At 73.2% G+C, this 15,064-nt stretch carries 16 protein-coding genes; 8 read left to right on the top strand and 8 right to left on the bottom strand.

Annotated features, from left to right (window positions below; genetic code table 11):
- Nucleotide 1: 1 nt before the first annotated feature.
- Complete coding sequence (locus tag ACGFSH_RS30460; RefSeq protein WP_393354094.1) at nucleotides 2-1,768, bottom strand: diacylglycerol kinase family protein; 1,767 nt, start codon at nucleotides 1,766-1,768, stop codon at nucleotides 2-4.
- Nucleotides 1,769-1,933: 165 nt separating this feature from the next.
- The gene (locus tag ACGFSH_RS30455; RefSeq protein ID WP_393354092.1) at nucleotides 1,934-2,248 is read right to left on the bottom strand and encodes an N-acetyltransferase; all 315 of its coding nucleotides are present in this window, start codon (nucleotides 2,246-2,248) and stop codon (nucleotides 1,934-1,936) included.
- Between the two features lie 411 nt (nucleotides 2,249-2,659).
- Here ACGFSH_RS30455 and ACGFSH_RS30450 point away from each other — a divergent pair, with 411 nt between their 5' ends.
- Nucleotides 2,660-2,938 (top strand): DUF5302 domain-containing protein, encoded by a 279-nt coding sequence (locus ACGFSH_RS30450; protein ID WP_393354090.1) that lies wholly within the window; start codon nucleotides 2,660-2,662, stop codon nucleotides 2,936-2,938.
- Between the two features lie 121 nt (nucleotides 2,939-3,059).
- Here ACGFSH_RS30450 and ACGFSH_RS30445 read toward each other — a convergent pair whose 3' ends face one another.
- Nucleotides 3,060-3,692, bottom strand: a complete 633-nt coding sequence (locus ACGFSH_RS30445; protein WP_393354088.1) for a sugar O-acetyltransferase — start codon at nucleotides 3,690-3,692, stop codon at nucleotides 3,060-3,062.
- A gap of 187 nt (nucleotides 3,693-3,879) precedes the next feature.
- Nucleotides 3,880-5,226 (bottom strand): helix-turn-helix domain-containing protein, encoded by a 1,347-nt coding sequence (locus ACGFSH_RS30440; RefSeq protein ID WP_393354086.1) that lies wholly within the window; start codon nucleotides 5,224-5,226, stop codon nucleotides 3,880-3,882.
- Nucleotides 5,227-5,570: 344 nt separating this feature from the next.
- Here ACGFSH_RS30440 and ACGFSH_RS30435 point away from each other — a divergent pair, with 344 nt between their 5' ends.
- Both ACGFSH_RS30435 and ACGFSH_RS30430 read left to right on the top strand, forming a co-directional pair.
- Nucleotides 5,571-5,948, top strand: a complete 378-nt coding sequence (locus ACGFSH_RS30435; RefSeq protein WP_393354084.1) for a hypothetical protein — start codon at nucleotides 5,571-5,573, stop codon at nucleotides 5,946-5,948.
- Between the two features lie 185 nt (nucleotides 5,949-6,133).
- Nucleotides 6,134-7,345 carry a serine hydrolase domain-containing protein gene (locus tag ACGFSH_RS30430; protein WP_393354082.1) on the top strand — a complete coding sequence of 404 codons (1,212 nt, stop codon included), beginning with the start codon at nucleotides 6,134-6,136 and terminating at the stop codon, nucleotides 7,343-7,345.
- A 78-nt stretch (nucleotides 7,346-7,423) separates the two neighbouring features.
- On the opposite strand, the gene ACGFSH_RS30425 is transcribed toward ACGFSH_RS30430, so the two are convergent.
- Nucleotides 7,424-7,810, bottom strand: a complete 387-nt coding sequence (locus tag ACGFSH_RS30425) for a VOC family protein (RefSeq protein ID WP_393354080.1) — start codon at nucleotides 7,808-7,810, stop codon at nucleotides 7,424-7,426.
- A 63-nt stretch (nucleotides 7,811-7,873) separates the two neighbouring features.
- Here ACGFSH_RS30425 and ACGFSH_RS30420 point away from each other — a divergent pair, with 63 nt between their 5' ends.
- From ACGFSH_RS30420 to ACGFSH_RS30410, 3 genes are all read left to right on the top strand, one after another.
- Nucleotides 7,874-8,845 (top strand): helix-turn-helix transcriptional regulator, encoded by a 972-nt coding sequence (locus ACGFSH_RS30420; protein ID WP_393354078.1) that lies wholly within the window; start codon nucleotides 7,874-7,876, stop codon nucleotides 8,843-8,845.
- A gap of 286 nt (nucleotides 8,846-9,131) precedes the next feature.
- Nucleotides 9,132-10,085 (top strand): aldo/keto reductase, encoded by a 954-nt coding sequence (locus tag ACGFSH_RS30415; protein WP_393354076.1) that lies wholly within the window; start codon nucleotides 9,132-9,134, stop codon nucleotides 10,083-10,085.
- A 51-nt stretch (nucleotides 10,086-10,136) separates the two neighbouring features.
- Nucleotides 10,137-10,964 (top strand): MarR family transcriptional regulator, encoded by an 828-nt coding sequence (locus ACGFSH_RS30410; RefSeq protein WP_393354074.1) that lies wholly within the window; start codon nucleotides 10,137-10,139, stop codon nucleotides 10,962-10,964.
- Nucleotides 10,965-11,039: 75 nt separating this feature from the next.
- On the opposite strand, the gene ACGFSH_RS30405 is transcribed toward ACGFSH_RS30410, so the two are convergent.
- Nucleotides 11,040-11,429, bottom strand: a complete 390-nt coding sequence (locus ACGFSH_RS30405; protein ID WP_393354072.1) for a VOC family protein — start codon at nucleotides 11,427-11,429, stop codon at nucleotides 11,040-11,042.
- Between the two features lie 361 nt (nucleotides 11,430-11,790).
- Between ACGFSH_RS30405 and ACGFSH_RS30400 the strand changes: the two genes are divergently transcribed.
- Nucleotides 11,791-11,982, top strand: a complete 192-nt coding sequence (locus ACGFSH_RS30400; protein WP_393354070.1) for a hypothetical protein — start codon at nucleotides 11,791-11,793, stop codon at nucleotides 11,980-11,982.
- A gap of 63 nt (nucleotides 11,983-12,045) precedes the next feature.
- A complete protein-coding gene (locus ACGFSH_RS30395; protein WP_393354068.1) occupies nucleotides 12,046-12,339 on the top strand; it encodes a hypothetical protein in 294 nt (97 codons plus the stop codon).
- Nucleotides 12,340-12,402: 63 nt separating this feature from the next.
- On the opposite strand, the gene ACGFSH_RS30390 is transcribed toward ACGFSH_RS30395, so the two are convergent.
- Both ACGFSH_RS30390 and ACGFSH_RS30385 read right to left on the bottom strand, forming a co-directional pair.
- Complete coding sequence (locus ACGFSH_RS30390) at nucleotides 12,403-13,251, bottom strand: hypothetical protein (RefSeq protein WP_393354066.1); 849 nt, start codon at nucleotides 13,249-13,251, stop codon at nucleotides 12,403-12,405.
- Nucleotides 13,248-14,909, bottom strand: coding sequence for a serine/threonine-protein kinase (locus ACGFSH_RS30385; RefSeq protein WP_393354064.1), 1,662 nt, complete (start codon nucleotides 14,907-14,909; stop codon nucleotides 13,248-13,250). Before ACGFSH_RS30385 ends, ACGFSH_RS30390 begins: the two co-directional genes overlap by 4 nt.
- Nucleotides 14,910-15,064 lie beyond the last annotated feature (155 nt).

Here is a 15,064-nt window from a genome sequence, read left to right as displayed (position 1 = left end):
GTCACGCACCCCCGGACGGCAGCAGCACGGTCAGCGCGCCCGGCCTGACCTCGGCCGTCAGCAGGCGGCCGGGCGTCACCGGATCGCCGTCGAGCTCGCGGGACTGCGGGTCGTCGCCGAAGGCCAGTTCGGCCCGCCGGAACGTGAAGAACTCCACGGGCACGCCCACCCCGTCACCGGCGCCGTCACCATCCGGCGCCGTCACCGTGTCCACCGCCGACGGCCGGGGTGGCTTCGCGCCGCCGCGCAGCAGCGTCGCCAGCGCACGCATCCAGCCGCCGACGCCGCGCGGATCGAGGATCAGCAGGTCGAGCAGACCGTCGTCGGGGCGGGCGGCGGGCAGCAGCGTCGTCCCGCCCTGCACGGTGCCGACGTTGCCGATGAGCACCATGCGGGCGGTGCGGTGCAGGGCGGGCGCGTCGTCGAGCCGGACGGTCAGCCGCATCCTCGGTGTGCGCAGGGCGCCCACGCCGGCCAGCACATAGGCGGGCCAGCCCAGGACGGACTTGGCGCGGTCGTCGGTGCGCTCCATGATCGCGGCGTCCAGTCCGGCGCCGGACATGGCGGCGAAGTGGGTGGCGGCGAGACCGTCGCCCGAGATGCGGCCGAGGTCGATACGGCGCGGGGCCCCGCGCAGGGCAGCGTCGAGCGCGGCCGTGGGGGAGAGGGGCAGACCGAGGTTGCGGGCCAGCAGGTTGCCGGTGCCGCAGGGCACCAGGGCCAGCGGCACATCGCTGCCGGCCAGCGCGTCGGCGGCCGCCCGCAGCGTGCCGTCGCCACCGCAGACCACGACCAGCCGGGCGCCGTCGCGCACCGCGGCCGCCGTCTGACCCGTGCCCGGGTCCTCCGCCGTGGTCTCGATGAACTCCGGAGCGCGGTGGCCGTGGCGTTCCAGGACCTCCCGCAGCGCCTCACGGTCGGCCTCACCGGTCACCGTGGGGTTGAAGACCACCGCGGTGCGGCCCCGCTCCGGCACGCCCGCGGCCGCCCCCGCGCGGTCGGCGGACGGCGCGTCCGCCTCGACCGGAGCGGTCACGGTGCCGTCGGCGAACAGCGCACGGCCCACGATCAGCAGGGACAGACTGCCGTTGGCCAGTCCGCCCATGACGTCCGTGGGATGGTGCATGCCCCGGTAGAGGCGGGAGACGGCCACCATCAGCGGCACGAGCAGCAGCAGCCCGCCCACGATCCGCCGCCACGGCCCGCGCAGCCGCGTCAGCGCGAGCACCGCGAGCCCGCCGTAGAGCGCGGTGGCCGCCCCGGTGTGACCGGACGTGTAGCTGGAGGTGGGCGGAGAGGCGTCGAGGCGGTCCACGTCGGGGCGATGACGGTCCACCGCCTCGGTGATGACCAGGAACACCAGCGACTGGAGCGACACGGCGACGGCGAGGAAGGACGCCTGACGCCACATCGGCAGACGGGGGACCAGGATCAGGCCCGCGCACACCAGAACGGTGACGGTGATCACCGTGAGCGTGTCACCGAACTCCGACCCGACGTACGACAGGCTCGTGAGAGTGCCGGTCCGCGCCCGCTCGAAGCCCACGTTGACGTCGTCCTCGACCGTCATCGGCCACCACCCGCGGGCGGGTCCGGTGATCAGCAGTCCGAGGCCCACCATCAGCGCGCCCTGGCAGACCGTCAGCGCCCCGATGCGGGCGGCGGTCCGGCCCACGCCCCTCGGCAGCGCGAACGAACGGCTCGTACGGGCGGATCCCGGTCTCTCGCCGGGCAGTTCGGCCCGTCTCTCCGGTGCGGCGGTCGGCATCATGTCTCCCACGGGTCGGCGCCGGTACGGCGGTGTGGGCCGCGGACGTTGCGGCCGATCCACCGTCTGCCCCTGATGTCCCCGTGCAGACCTGCCGCTTCGGGACGCCGAGCAGCGCACCGCACCCGAACGCACCGCACCTCGTCCGAGCGACGCGCCCTCCCCTCAGGAGGGGGCGGAGGTTCGGGAGTCGGACGGAGCAGCGGCACGGGCGGACGAGGCGGGCGGGACGGTTCGCAGGTGCGAGCAGGCGCCCTCCGCCGCCGCACCGGGGCTGTGCGGGACGCGCGGGATGCGCATGCGGCGCAGCAGACCGCGGGTGAGCCGGGATTCCATCGTGGTCCGCCAGGTGACACCGGGATGCCGGGACCGCAGATGCGACAGCGCGCGGGTGCCGAGCCCACAGTCGCGGAACGGCTCGTCGAGGACGACGTCCGTGATCACGCCCTGCGCGCACTCGTCGCAGGCTCGGTAGGTCACCTGCCCGACCACCTTGCGGATGTGAACCAGCAGCAGGCACTCCTCACCGGCCCCCACCGGAGCCGACGAGGGCAGCAGCTCGACCTCCCGGTAGGCCAGAACCCTCCGATGCCACCGGCCCCCCCGTCGTCCGGTGCGCCGGTGCCTTCCCTCGGGCCGTTCTGGTGCGGAGCCTTCGCCTACAGGCCGACCGTGTGCGGTGCTCGTGGCATACGTCTGGTTTCCCTGCATCCTTCGCGGCTGCCCCCGAATCGCGTACGTCATTCGTGGCATGCTCCGCCCGCAGGCCTCGCGCGCCGGCCGCCACACGCGCGTGCCGCCTCCGCCCGCCGGTGACGGCGGACGTCGGCGCTCGCGCGGCGCCCGGCATGACAAGCTGTGCTCTCCACTGCCCAGTGCCAGGAGGTCACCATGGCCGCAGAGTCTGCATCACCCGAAGGCACGGAGCCGGTCGACGGCGAGAGCGGTCCCCTCTCGTCCGACGTCGACGGCCAGAACGATCAGAGCGACACGAACGACCCGGGCGACCCGAACGACATGAAGCGCAAGTTCCGCGAGGCTCTGGCGCGCAAGCGCGGCGCCCAGGCGGAGGCGGGCGACGCCGCCGCCAACGCCTCCACGTCGAAGATCCACGGAGCGCACGGTCCGGCGGCGAGCCAGCGGTCGTTCCGTCGCAAGAGCGGCGGCTGAGCCCCGAAGGCCCCGCCGTCCCCGTCCGGGCTGCCTCCCGCCACCGGGCGGCCCGGTGAGGGGGGCCGGGGGGCGGGAAGTGTCCCGCGCCCGCCCCGTGTACGAGGTCACGGGTCACGGGTCACGGGTCACGACGAATCCTTGAGGAACCGGGCGTGCGCGTCGTGAGGTCCTCGTCCGTGATCGCGCGGATCACCCGGCACGGTGCACCGAGGGCGACGCTCATCGGGGGAATGCTCCGGCTGACGACGCTGCCCGCGCCGATGACCGACCCGTAGCCGATCCGGACGCCGGGCAGGACCACCGCGTTGCTGCCGATCCACACCTTGTCCTCGATCACGATCGGTTCCGAGAACCGTCCGAAGTCCTCGCGGCGCGAGGGGTGGACGGGGTGCCCCGTGGTGGTGAGCGTGACGCTGGGGGCGATCATGACGCCGTCGCCTATGCGGATGTCCACGTCGTCGACGAACGTCAGGTTCACGTTGCCGAAGAAGTCGTCGCCGATGTGGACGTTGCTGCCGAACCCGGCGTGGAACGGCGGCAGCAGCACCGTGCGTTCACCGACCGAGCCCAGGATCGCGACGAGCAGCGCACGGCGCTTGTCCGCGTCGCCCGGCGGGGTCCGGTTGTACGCGAAGATCTCGTCCGCGCGGCGGCGAGGAGCCTGGAAGGCGGCTTCCGACTCGGTGTAGACGAGCCCCGCGGCGATCCGGGCCAGGACTTCTTCCTCGTGCGCGCCGTACGCGTCCGTCACAGCCGCATGCTCCCTCGGTCGGATGTCCCGGGCGCCGGCCCGGCGCGCCCCGGTCCGGCCGCGCGCCGAAAGCCTACGTGCACATCCCACCCGGACCGGATCACGGGACGGAAGGGGTGGATGAGGGGACGAACGAAACGAGGTGCAGGGGAGAGGGGCGCGGGGTGCGGGGCGCGCGGCGGAGAGGCTAGTCGTCCAAGGGCACCCACGCTCGCGCGCCGGCGTCGTCCGTGCCGAACCAGTAGTGCGGCAGCCCCTTGATGCTGCTGGTGCGGAACGGGCGGCCGTGGTCGTCGATGCGGATCGTGCCGGTGCGGCCCTGCGACGACCAGTCGAGTTCGAGGTACCAGCGGGCGTCGTAGGTCTGCGTCGTCGCGTCCACGAGCAGCACCTCCGGGTCCTCGGCCGAGACGCGGTAGGGGAAGTGGACGGCGGGGATGCTCTCTCCCTTGTCCGAGCCGTCCCGCGGACGGGTGATGGGACGGTCGGCGTCCAGATTCACGGTGAAGTTGCGGGGCGTGAGGTCGCCGCCGCAGCCCTGCCCCATGGAGTAGGCGATCCCCGTCGACGGACTGTCCCGGCTCACGATGCGGACGTGCAGGGCCTCCAGGACCACGGCGGTCGACGAGCGCCCCTGCACCGAGATCCGCACCCTCGTCTCCCGCCCGTGCACCGCGCCCTGCGACACCGCCCAGGCCCCGGCGTCCTGCTCCACCGGCGGCGGGGGCACTTGCGCGGTCGGCTTGTCGACTACGTAGTCCTGGCCGCAGCCCATGTCCCAGATCAGGGAGGTGCTCCAGGCCAGGGGGAGCCCGGAGGCCGGTCGCGCGGACGGGCCGCCGCCCACCGCCTTCGCGACGGGATCCGTGTGCCGGGGACCGGGTGACGTGGGGCCGCGGGAAGAGGTCGGGGAGGCGCTCGCCGACGGCTTCACCGACTGGTGGGGTGCGCTGGAGGCGGCCGCGCGGGGCCCCCCGGACCGTGCGGCACTCGCCTGCGGGGAACGGCCGTCCGGCGGATCGGTCGTGCCGCGCAGAGTGGCGAGCACCGCGCAGACCACGGCGGTCGCCGCCCAGATCCGGCGTCGCCGGTACCAGGGCCGGGGGCGAGGGGGAGGGGGAGGGGAGCCGGCCGGCAGCGCCCCCGATGCCGAGGAGTCAGGCGACGCAGGAGGAGGAGCCGACGCCGAGGGCGACGACGGCTGCGCGGGTGAGGACGGGGGCAGCTGCGAGAGTGATGCGGGAGCCGCCGCCGGTTCGCTGGACGAGGGGCTGCGGACCCGCTGCCGGGCCGCCACCGCCGCCAGCCACAGCCGATGCAGTTCCAACCGCTCCTGCGGTGTCGCCTCGCAGAAGGCCGCGAGCCGCTCCACCGGCGCGAAGTCCTGCGGCACCGCCTCGCCCGCGCAGTAGCGGTGCAGCGTGGAGGTGTTCATGTTGACCCGGCGGGCCAGGGAGCCGTAGCTCCGGTCCGTGCGGTCCTTCAGCCGGCGCAACAGTGCGGCGAACTCCTCCACTTCGTCCCGACCCGACACCGTTCCTCCGTCGTCCGCCTGTGATCCCGCATCCCAGGCACCCATGTAAGTGCACGTCAGATGGGCTGGGATGGTTCCATTGTCCCAAGAGCACGACCGGAGTTGCCCCGAACAGCGGTGCCCGCCGATGCTTTTGGCGTCGCGCCGGCCTTGCCGGGCGGCTGCACCGTGACCGCGACCGCAACCGCATCCGCGACCGCGAGAGCAACCGGCCGCACCGAGCAGCCGTCATACGGGCCGACCCACTCCCTTGCCCACGTGCCCACGTGCTCACGCCGTGCGCGCCGTGAGCGTGACGCGTGGCGTAGGCACACCGTACCGATCCCTTACTTCCTGGAGGTCCGATGAAGTCCCTCGTCCGAAAGGCGGCCGCTCTCGCGGGCGCGAGCATGGCCGTCGCCACCCTGTCCGTGGCCAACGCCTCGGCAGCCCACGCGGAAGGTTCCACCAACGGCTGTCCGTATCCCTACGTCTGCTTCTACGTGGACGAGCACGCCTGGAACGCGGGCACGCCGATCACCAAGTACCGCGACGTCACCAGTTCTTACCAGACGGTCAGGTCCCGCCCGCACTACCACGTCCTCAACACCCGCAACGACGACGTGGCGTATCTGCGGCTCCAGGACGGAAGCTCCATCTGTCTCGCGCCGAACACCGAGACCGTGTTCTCGAACGCCTACAGCGTCACCGGCATAAGGATCTCCAGCAGTTCCACCTGCTGAACGCTGAACGGCTGAACGCCTGAAGATGTGAACGTCTGAGCGGCAAGATCAAGCGCAGCCGGAGGTCTCGGCGCGGGCGGCACGCGGGGGCGACTGGGCTGTTTGCAGCAACGGGAAGCGCGCCGGTCTTCACGGCCGGTGACGCTTGAGCTGCAACTGCCCGTCGTCCATCCTCAGGAGCCTGAATGCCCCAGTGCCTCGCGCGCTCACTCCGTGGCGTGCTGCGATCACGTCTCGGGTCCGTGCTCGTCCTCGCGGTCGCCTCGTCGGCGGTCCTGGCGCCGGCGACCGCGGGCGCCGCCACCGGGCCGGCGCAGGACCGCACGCTTCAGGAACAGATCGACCGGTTCGTGAGCGAGCCGGGCGGTCCGCCCGGAGTCATCGCACTGCTGCGCGACGGCCGCAGGACCCGCGTGTTCCGGGCCGGCGTCGCGGACCTCGCGACGGGCCGGCGGCCGCAGCCGACGGACCACATGCGGATCGCGAGCACGGCCAAGGCCTTCAGCGGGGCGGTGGCCCTGTCCCTCGTCGACCGCGGCGCACTGGGCCTCGACGACACCTTGCGGCAGCGCCTCCCGCAGCTTCCCGCAGCCTGGGGCCAGGTGACGCTGCGGCAACTGCTCCAGCACACCAGCGGTCTGCCGGACTATTCGCAGGACCTCGAGTTCGCCGCGACGGTCAGTGCCGACCCGCGCCACCACTTCGACTCCCGTCACCTCCTCGACTACGTGGCCGACGAGCCGTTGCGGTTCCGTCCGGGCAGCCGTTACGCGTACTCCAACTCCGACAACATCGCCGTCGCCCTGATGGCCGAAGCGGTCACCGGCACCCCCTACGAACAACTGCTGCGGCGACTGGTCTACCGGCCGCTGCGTCTGCGCGACACCAGCCTCCCGCAGGGCTACCGCCTGCCCGAGCCCTATCTGCACGGGTACGACGTGAGCGACCCCGCGTCACCGCAGGACGTCAGCGAACTCCTCAGCGCCTCCGGCGCATGGGCCTCCGGCGGGATCGTCTCCACCCCGGCCGACCTGACCCGCTTCATCCGCGGATACGCCTCCGGCGCGCTCTACGGCCAGGACGTCGTGCGGGAGCAGCGCCGCTGGATCCCGGGCGCGTCCGAGCCCGCCGGACCGGGCCGCAACAGCGCCGGCCTGGCCATCTACCGCTACGAGACCCGGTGCGGCGTCGTGCTGGGCCACACCGGCAACTTCCCCGGATACACCCAGCTGATGGCCGCCACCCCCGACGGGCGGCGTTCGCTGACGTTCTCGATCACGACCCAGATCAGCGCCACCAGCGACCCCACCCTGCTGAACCAGCTGCGCACCATCGAGGAGAACTTCGTCTGCGCCCTGCTCCGCGACGGACGCACGGACGGCCCGCACGCGCTGTAGGCAGGGCGCCCCGGCTCCCCTCCCGGTCGCTGACGGGGGGAGCCGGGGCGCGCTGCCGTGCTCTCTCGCCCGGCCCCCTCAGACCAGGGTGGAGATGCAGAACGGATGACCGGCCGGGTCCAGCAGCACCCGCCAGCGGTCCGGCTGCGGCTGGGAAGCGGGTTCGACCGCGCCCAGGGCCAGCAGCCGGGCCTGGGCGGCGTCGAGGTCGTCGACGCCGAGATCGAGGTGGGCCCGCTTCTCCTGGGACGGGTCCGGCCAGGTGGGCCGCCGGTAGCCGGCCAGCCGGCTGAAGCCCAGCCCGGCCGAGCCCTCCTGCCCGAGCATGATGAAGTCGTCGCTGGAATAGACGACCGGCAGGCCGAGGGCCTCGCCGTAGAAGCGGGCCAGCTCTGCCGGATCCGGGCAGTCGAACGTGACGGCCGCGTAGCGGATCGTGGACGGGGATGCGGTCGGGGTGCTCATGGGGGAGACGCTATGCCGTGACCCGGACAGTTCCGGTCCTGGTCGTGAGGCAGACTTCGGGACGTGATCAGCACATCCGCCCGCCTGCTGCGCCTGGTCTCGCTGCTGTCCGCCCGGCCGTCCTGGACCTGCGGCGAGCTGGCCGACCGGATGGACGTCACCGACCGCACCGTCCGCCGGGACATCGCCAGGCTTCGCGAACTCGGCTACGGCGTCGAGTCCGATCCCGGCCCCTGGGGCGGCTACCGGCTCCGGGGCGGCAGCCAGGCGCCACCGCTCATCCTCGACGAGGAGGAGGCGCTCGCCGTGGCCGTCGCCCTGCGCGAGGCCGCGCTGAGCGGTGTCCTCGGCAGCGACCAGGCCGCCCTGTCGGCGCTGCTGAAACTCCGGCAGTCCCTTCCGTCCCGGGTCGCGGACCGGCTCGCCGGCATGGACGCCGCGTTCGTCCACACCCCGAGGTCCGACGCGCCGCAGATACCGTCCGGCATGCTGCTGGACCTGGCCACCGCCTGCCGCCTGGGAGAACGCGCCCGCCTTTCGTACCGCGACCGCGAAGGCAAGGCCACCGTCAGGGAGGTCGACCCGCATCGCCTCGTGCACACCGGGCGACGCTGGTATTTCGTGGCCCGGGACGTGGCGCGCGACGAGTGGCGGACGTTCCGCGCCGACCGGGTCACGCAGGTCCGGTCGACCGGACGTCCCGCGGAACTCCACGACCCGCCCGACCCGGCGCTCCTCGTCTCACGGGGCATCGCGACCGGCGCGTACCCGCTGTACGTGACGGCCCGTCTCCTCGTCCCCATGAGCCGGGCGCTGAAGCTCGTACCGCCCACCGTCGGCACCCACCGCCCGGACGGCCCGGACGCCACCGTCGTGGAGGTCGGCGGCCCCGACGCGGACGGCCTCGCCGCCTACCTGCTCAGCCTGGCCACGCCCCTCCAGGTGCTGTCCCCCGACGAGGTGAGACACGCCCTGCTACGCCGCACCCGCCACCTGCTCGAATCCAACGAGGACGGCCGACCCGCGCCGGAGTGACACCGCACCGCCCGGCCGAGCCACCCCTGCCCTGCCCTGCCCTGCCCTGCCCTGCCCTGCCCTGCCCTGCCCTGCCCTGCCCTGCCCTGCCCTGCCCTGCTAGAATCCTGGCTGTCACGTGAGCCTTCTCGGGGCGGGTTGCGATCCGCTCGGGGAGGCTTTTTTCATGCCGGGGACTGCGTCGCCCGGTGCTCGGCGGCCCGTTTCGGGGTCCTCGACCCGTTGCGTCACCCGACGGCGGCGCGACCTCGTCGCTCTCGCGTTCCCAGCCATCCGGAGGAGATCCATGTCCTTGCGCCCACCTGCCAGCACCGCCGCCGCAGCCGGTACTTGGCGACTCGGCGATCTGACCGTCAACCGCGTCGGACTCGGCGCCATGCGTCTGACAGGAACCGAGGCGTTCAGCGGTGGCGTGCCGCGTGACCGCGAGCAGGCGATCGCCCTGCTCCGCCGCGCGGTCGAACTCGGCGTCGACCACATCGACACCGCCGCCTACTACTTCTCCTCGACCCGCTCCGCCAACGAGCTGATCAACCGGGCTCTGGCCCCGTATCCGGATGACCTCGTCATCGCCACCAAGGTCTGGCCGAGCCGCGACCCGTCGGGCGCGTGGTGGTGGGCGACGCCGGAGCAGTTGCGCGGCCAGGTCGAGGAGAACCTCCGCCAACTCGGACGCGATCACCTGGACGTGGTGAACCTGCGCGTCCCCCCGAACCGGCGGTCGGGTTCGATCGCCGAGCACTTCGGCGCGCTGGCCGAGCTGCGCGACGCCGGACTGATCCGCCACCTCGGCGTCTCCAACGTGACGTCGGAGCAGCTGACCGAGGCCCTGACCATCGCCCCCGTCGTCTGCGTGCAGAACCCCTACGGGATCGGCGCACCGAGCGAGGACCAGGCGCTCCTGCGACGCTGCGGCGAACTGGACATCGCCTTCGTCCCGTTCTTCGCGATCGCCGGTCCCGGTCGCGAGGCGGGTCCGGCCGCCGCCGAGGACGGCGATGCGGTGCGCGACATCGCCCGCGCGCACGGCGTCTCCGTCGCGCAGGTCCGGCTGGCATGGACCCTGCGGCAGGGACCGCACGTACTGGCGATCCCCGGAACCGGCGATCCAGTCCATCTCGAGCAGAACATCGCCGCCGGCGCGATACGCCTCTCGCCGGAGGAGTCGGCACTCCTCACCTCGTCGGGCGGAGAAGACCGAGGGTCCGTCGCCAACTCCGAAAAGAAAACAAAGAACTGACGGCACGTTTCGTCCGACGGGTAGGAGGTGGTCGCGAGCATGATGTGGGCCATGACGCACACCGCACGCCGCATGTTCGAGCTCCTGGAGCCGATCTGCCTGGTCACCTTCTTCGCCGACGAGTGCAACGACGCGCTGGCCGCCCTCGGCCACCGCACTTATTGGGACGGCTACTTCGCCAGTCGTGCCGCCCCGCTGGGGCGCGTGCCGGCACAGGTCGTGCACGCGGCCTTCTACAACTTCGCCGACGGGGAGGCCGCCCGGCACATCCCGAGCGCGTGGGAGACGATCCCGCCGCAAGAGTCCCTCGCCGCGCGGGAACGGGGCAGTGCGGCCTCCCTGCGGCGGATCCTCGGCGGCGAACTGGCCGGCTCCCCGGGCCTCGTGCGCGCGGCCGACCTGACGACCAAGGCCGCGACCGGCGCACCCACGGAGGGCAGGGTGATGTACGCCGGGATGCGCACCGTGCCCGTGCCGAGTGATCCGGTCGCCCGGCTGTGGCATTCGGCGACGATGCTGCGCGAGCACCGCGGCGACGGGCACATCGCCGCCCTCGTCGGCGCCGGCATCGGCGGCACGGAGGCGCATATCCTTTCCGCGCTGGAGCTCGGCATCCATCCCCCGGAGTCGTTCGGACGGGTCCACCACCTGCCGAAGGAGCGGCTGGCCGCGGTCATGGACGGTCTGCGCGAGCGCGGACTCGTCGACGCGGAGGGCAGGTTCACCGACGCCGGCCGGGAGACGAAGGAGCGCGTCGAAGCTCTGACCGACGAGCTGGCCGCCCCACCGTACGAGGCCCTGTCACCCGCCGAGCTGGACGAACTGGTCGCCGAACTGGAGCCCGTCACGGCGAAAGTGGTGGCCGCCGGGTCACAGTGACGGCCGCCGGTGAGTGACGTGGGCGGGGAGTCCGCCTGCGGCGGGGCGAACTCCCGGCCCGGCAAGCCGCGTTCCTCAAGCCTCCTGCGGATACCAGCGCAGTTCCACGGTGTTGCCGTCCGGGTCCTCCACGTAGAGGGAGACCGCGGTGCCCCGCGCGCCGAAGCGCTCGCCGGGGCCGTCCAGCACCGTGAACTCCCCGGAGTCGACGACCTGTTGCCAGTCGAGCGGCTCGACCACCAGGCAGATGTGGTCGACATTGGAGTGCCGCGGTCGCTCGGCGGGACCCTGCACGAGGTCGATGATGGTGGTCGCGCTCACCCGCACGGACGGGAAGGGCGCCTTGCCCGCCCGCCATTCCTCGACCCGCACCGGTTGCAGGCCCAGCGGGCCGGTGTAGAAGGCCAGCGACCGCTCGATGTCGGCGACGCTGAGGACGAGATGGTCGAAGTCGATCACGCGCATGGTGTCTCCTCGGGGTCGGGGCGCCCGGGGGCGCCGGTGGCGGTGCGAGGGGGCGGGCGACAGCGCCTGCGGGCGTCACCCGCACAATGGCCGATCGGCAGCCGGTCGGCCGTCGGTCTGCGGACTGCGGAGTCGTGCCCCCGTCGTGATCATCGCCGAGCGGGTGTCGGCGTGACAACGGCGTTCTTTCGGGCGACTCGGTCTTCCCGGGGGGCGTGCCGGAACGCGGCGGCACCCGCGAACGGCCCCGGAGCATCAACACATGCGCCACGGGTACTCCGACCGCGCATCGATACCGTCCATCACCATCCATCACCGCCACCCACCACCGTCCATCCCATTCAACGCGCCGGAGAGAGCCATGACGACACGACCGAGTGAGACCGACCAGGGCAACCGCTTCTGCAAGGCGTGCGGCACGCCGGCCGAGGACGGAAGGCTGTGCAGCCACTGCGGCGCAGTCCTCGAACTCCCCGAAGAAGCGGGTCTCGTCGAGGACGAGGGGGCAGCAATACGGCGCGACTTGGAAGGCCGTACGGATCAGCGGCGGTAGAGGTGCGCGAACGCCGGACGGAACTCCCCGGCTTAACCGCGTGCGCGGGGGTACACGGTCGCCATGGCACCGAAGACTGATCACCCGGTTTCCCTGCGGGCCGTGCGGCAGCTGCGCCGGATCCGCGCCTTCTACGCCGCCGGCGTCCTGTTGTGGACGGTCGCGGCGGTCTGGACGAGCCGGACTCATCCCGCCAGCCGGCAGATGTGGGTCTCCGTCCTCCTCGTCGCGGTCTTCGCGGGTCTGCTGGCGACGGCCTCCCTGTGGCTGCAACGTCTCCGGGCCGCCGTGGCGGACAGGCCGGCGCACCGCGGCACGCGGCGGCACGCGGTCGCCCCGCGCCACGCCAACGCCTGAGCCCCGCCCCGAGTCCGAGCCCCGTCCCGAGCCCGATGGGCGGGGCGCGGGCTCGGCTGTCCGTCAGGGGCAGTCGTAGGTAACGCCGGTGACCACCGTGCGGTCGACGGGGGACAGCAGGTGCAGTTCGGCCCGGGCCGCGTAACGGCCCTTCCCCTGGAAGGTCCACAGCAGGTGCAGGCGCGCCTGCTTCCGGCCGCGGACCAGCACTTCCCGCAGGACGCCCGAGGCCGTGCCGTCGCTGCGGGTCCAGCGGTACGACAGCGTGCCCGGACGGCCGTTCGTCGTGACGAGTCCGACGATGTCCGCGGTGCCGTCGCATCGCAGAACCGCGGGACCGGCGGTGACCCGTATCGTGCCCACGGTGAGCGGCGGTCCGAGTCGCTGCCAGGCGAGCAGCGCGATGACGCAGATCAGGACGACGGCGGGCAGGGTGTGTCTGCGCAGACGCCGCGTCCGACGCGGGGGCGCGGGCGTCGGCGGCGGCGCGTGCAGGGTCCGGTCGGTCCGCCGGGCGACGGCCGCGGTCACGCCCGGGCCGAACCGCAGGAGGGTGCCGTCGGCCCGATCGGGTGCGTCGGCCGGCGCGGCGGTCGTGGCGTCCGTCGGACGCGTGCTCGCCGGCGTCCAAGACGGTGCCTTTTCCAGTTCCCGCGTCTGTGTCTGTGTCGGTGTCGAGGTCTGTGCAGGTGTCGTCGGTCCCGGGGGCTGCGTGGCGGGCGGTTCCACGAGGGTGGCGTCCGGTTCGCATGGCCGCTGGATCCAGTGACTGGCGAGCACGGTGGCGCTGTACTCGGCGTCGTCGGGGCCGGGTTCGGCGTGTCGGGCCGTCTGCACGTCGGCCGGATCGGACGGGCGGGTGGGCTGGTGGTTCCCGGCCGGGGCGGGGAAGCGGTCGTCGGGCGCGCTCATCGGATCTCACACCGTCTGGTCAGAAGCTGCTGCGAGGCGCCGCCGTCGGCGGAGGCGGGGCTGGTGGCGGCGCCGACCGTCCAGTAGCAGCCCGTGCCCCGGAAGGTGTGGTCGACGGTGAGGGTGTACTGGGTGGCGCCGCTCCGCCGGAAGGTCCGGGACGCACCGTCCGGGGCGCCGGACCCCCTGCCGGTGTCGCCGGTGAACCACGAGAGGGTGAGGGAGATCGGGCCGGTGCCGTCCGCCGTGACGGTGACGGTCGTCGTGGCGGTCGTCGATCCGGTCTGCCGGAAGTCGGTGATCGCGACGTCCTTGACGGCGGGCGCGGACGGCGGGCTCGGGTCGGCCGTCGTCGGCGTCGGCTCGACGGTCGTCCCGCCGGAGGCCGTCGTTTCCGGGGAGGGGGACGCGGTGGCGGACGCGGAGGGCCCGTCCGCTCCGGCGGACGCCGTGCCGGAGGCGGACGTGCCGGGGGACGCGGTCGACGACGGGGACGCTGACGCGGTGGACGTCGGGGACGCGGAGGGAAGGGCCGACGCGGTGGGGGCGGAGGGGGCACCCGGCCCGGCGATGGGCTGGGCACGCGTGGTGGCCAGGGCCTGGGCCGCCTGCTGCGGGTCGGCCTGCGGAGCGTGCCGCAGGCTGTAGGACAACAGCACGCCCAGGAGCACGGCGACGCCGGACACGAGCATGCCTGTCCGGCCCGGCAGCCACGATCGCGCCGGGCCGCGGGCCGGCGCCTGGCGCAGCACCGTTCGCGCGGTGTCCGTGGCGGTCCGCGGGGCGCCGCGGCCCGACGGCAGCAGCAGCGGCGCCAGCGCCACCAGCGCGGCGAGCCGGCCGCGGCCGCGTTCCTCCCAGTCGGACCCGTACGCGGCGCCGGCGACGGCCTCCAGTTCCGCGACGAAGGCCTCGGCGTGCGCGGGCCGTCGCGCCGGGTCCTTGGCGAGGCCGCGCAGCACGAGGTCCCGCACGGGTTCGGGGGCCCGGTCGGCGGGGATCGGCGCGTCGACGTGCTGGAGGGCGAGTTCGGCGAGGTTGTCGCCCGAGTAGGGCCGGTGGCTGGTCAGACACTCGAAGAAGGTGGCCGTCGCCGCGTACACGTCGGCGGTGGGAGAGGCGGGCGCGCCGGTCCACTGCTCCGGCGCCATGTAGGACGGGGTTCCCGCCGCGCCGCCGCCCGCGCCGGCGTCCACCGCGATCCCGAAGTCGACGAGCCTGGACGATCCGTCCGGCTCGACGAGGACGTTCTCCGGCTTGTAGTCCCGGTGGACGACGCCCACGCGGTGCGCGTCGGCGAGCCCGAGGAGCGATCCCTTGAGGACGACGAGGGCGGCCTCGGGATCGAGCGGAGCCGACCTGGTCAGCAGGGTGCGCAGTGAGACGCCTTCCACCAGCTCCATCACGATGGCGGCGCCGTCCGGGCTCTCGACGTACTCGTACAGTGCGGCGACGTGCGCGCTCTCCAGCCCGCCGAGCAGCCGCGCCTCCGCCCGGAACCCGCGCACGAAGCCCGGCCGAGTGCGCAGGGACTCGCTGAGGTACTTGACCGCGACCGGGACGCCGGTGTCCCGGTGCACGGCCATGACGACCCGCCCGCTCGCCCCGGCCCCGAGTTCCACCGACTCGGTGTAGCCGGGCACTGCCCATGTGTTCATCGTGTCCCCCCAAGGCGGCCCGGCGGCCCGGTTTCTCCCTCCGGGCATCGGGTCACGCGAGCAGAGACACGTTTTCGGCCACCGCGGTTGCGATCCGGGCGCCCCGGCCTCGCCGCCCCCGCGGCGACCGGCGGCGCGTGCGGGCCTGGCGCGGC

Origin of the sequence: Streptomyces sp. NPDC048481 (genome assembly GCF_043200075.1) — a bacterium.
Classification (GTDB): Bacteria; Actinomycetota; Actinomycetes; order Streptomycetales; family Streptomycetaceae; genus Streptomyces.
This window is presented reverse-complemented; position numbering and strand designations above follow the sequence as displayed.

Excerpts from the sequence above, each read along its gene's own strand:
- ACGFSH_RS30460 (WP_393354094.1), bottom strand. The coding sequence starts at position 1,768 with ATGCCGACCGCCGCACCGGAGAGACGGGCCGAACTGCCCGGCGAGAGA.
- ACGFSH_RS30450 (WP_393354090.1), top strand. The coding sequence starts at position 2,660 with ATGGCCGCAGAGTCTGCATCACCCGAAGGCACGGAGCCGGTCGACGGC.
- ACGFSH_RS30435 (WP_393354084.1), top strand. The coding sequence starts at position 5,571 with ATGAAGTCCCTCGTCCGAAAGGCGGCCGCTCTCGCGGGCGCGAGCATG.
- ACGFSH_RS30430 (WP_393354082.1), top strand. The coding sequence starts at position 6,134 with ATGCCCCAGTGCCTCGCGCGCTCACTCCGTGGCGTGCTGCGATCACGT.
- ACGFSH_RS30425 (WP_393354080.1), bottom strand. The coding sequence starts at position 7,810 with ATGAGCACCCCGACCGCATCCCCGTCCACGATCCGCTACGCGGCCGTC.
- ACGFSH_RS30415 (WP_393354076.1), top strand. The coding sequence starts at position 9,132 with ATGTCCTTGCGCCCACCTGCCAGCACCGCCGCCGCAGCCGGTACTTGG.
- ACGFSH_RS30410 (WP_393354074.1), top strand. The coding sequence starts at position 10,137 with ATGACGCACACCGCACGCCGCATGTTCGAGCTCCTGGAGCCGATCTGC.
- ACGFSH_RS30405 (WP_393354072.1), bottom strand. The coding sequence starts at position 11,429 with ATGCGCGTGATCGACTTCGACCATCTCGTCCTCAGCGTCGCCGACATC.
- ACGFSH_RS30400 (WP_393354070.1), top strand. The coding sequence starts at position 11,791 with ATGACGACACGACCGAGTGAGACCGACCAGGGCAACCGCTTCTGCAAG.
- ACGFSH_RS30395 (WP_393354068.1), top strand. The coding sequence starts at position 12,046 with ATGGCACCGAAGACTGATCACCCGGTTTCCCTGCGGGCCGTGCGGCAG.
- ACGFSH_RS30390 (WP_393354066.1), bottom strand. The coding sequence starts at position 13,251 with ATGAGCGCGCCCGACGACCGCTTCCCCGCCCCGGCCGGGAACCACCAG.
- ACGFSH_RS30385 (WP_393354064.1), bottom strand. The coding sequence starts at position 14,909 with ATGAACACATGGGCAGTGCCCGGCTACACCGAGTCGGTGGAACTCGGG.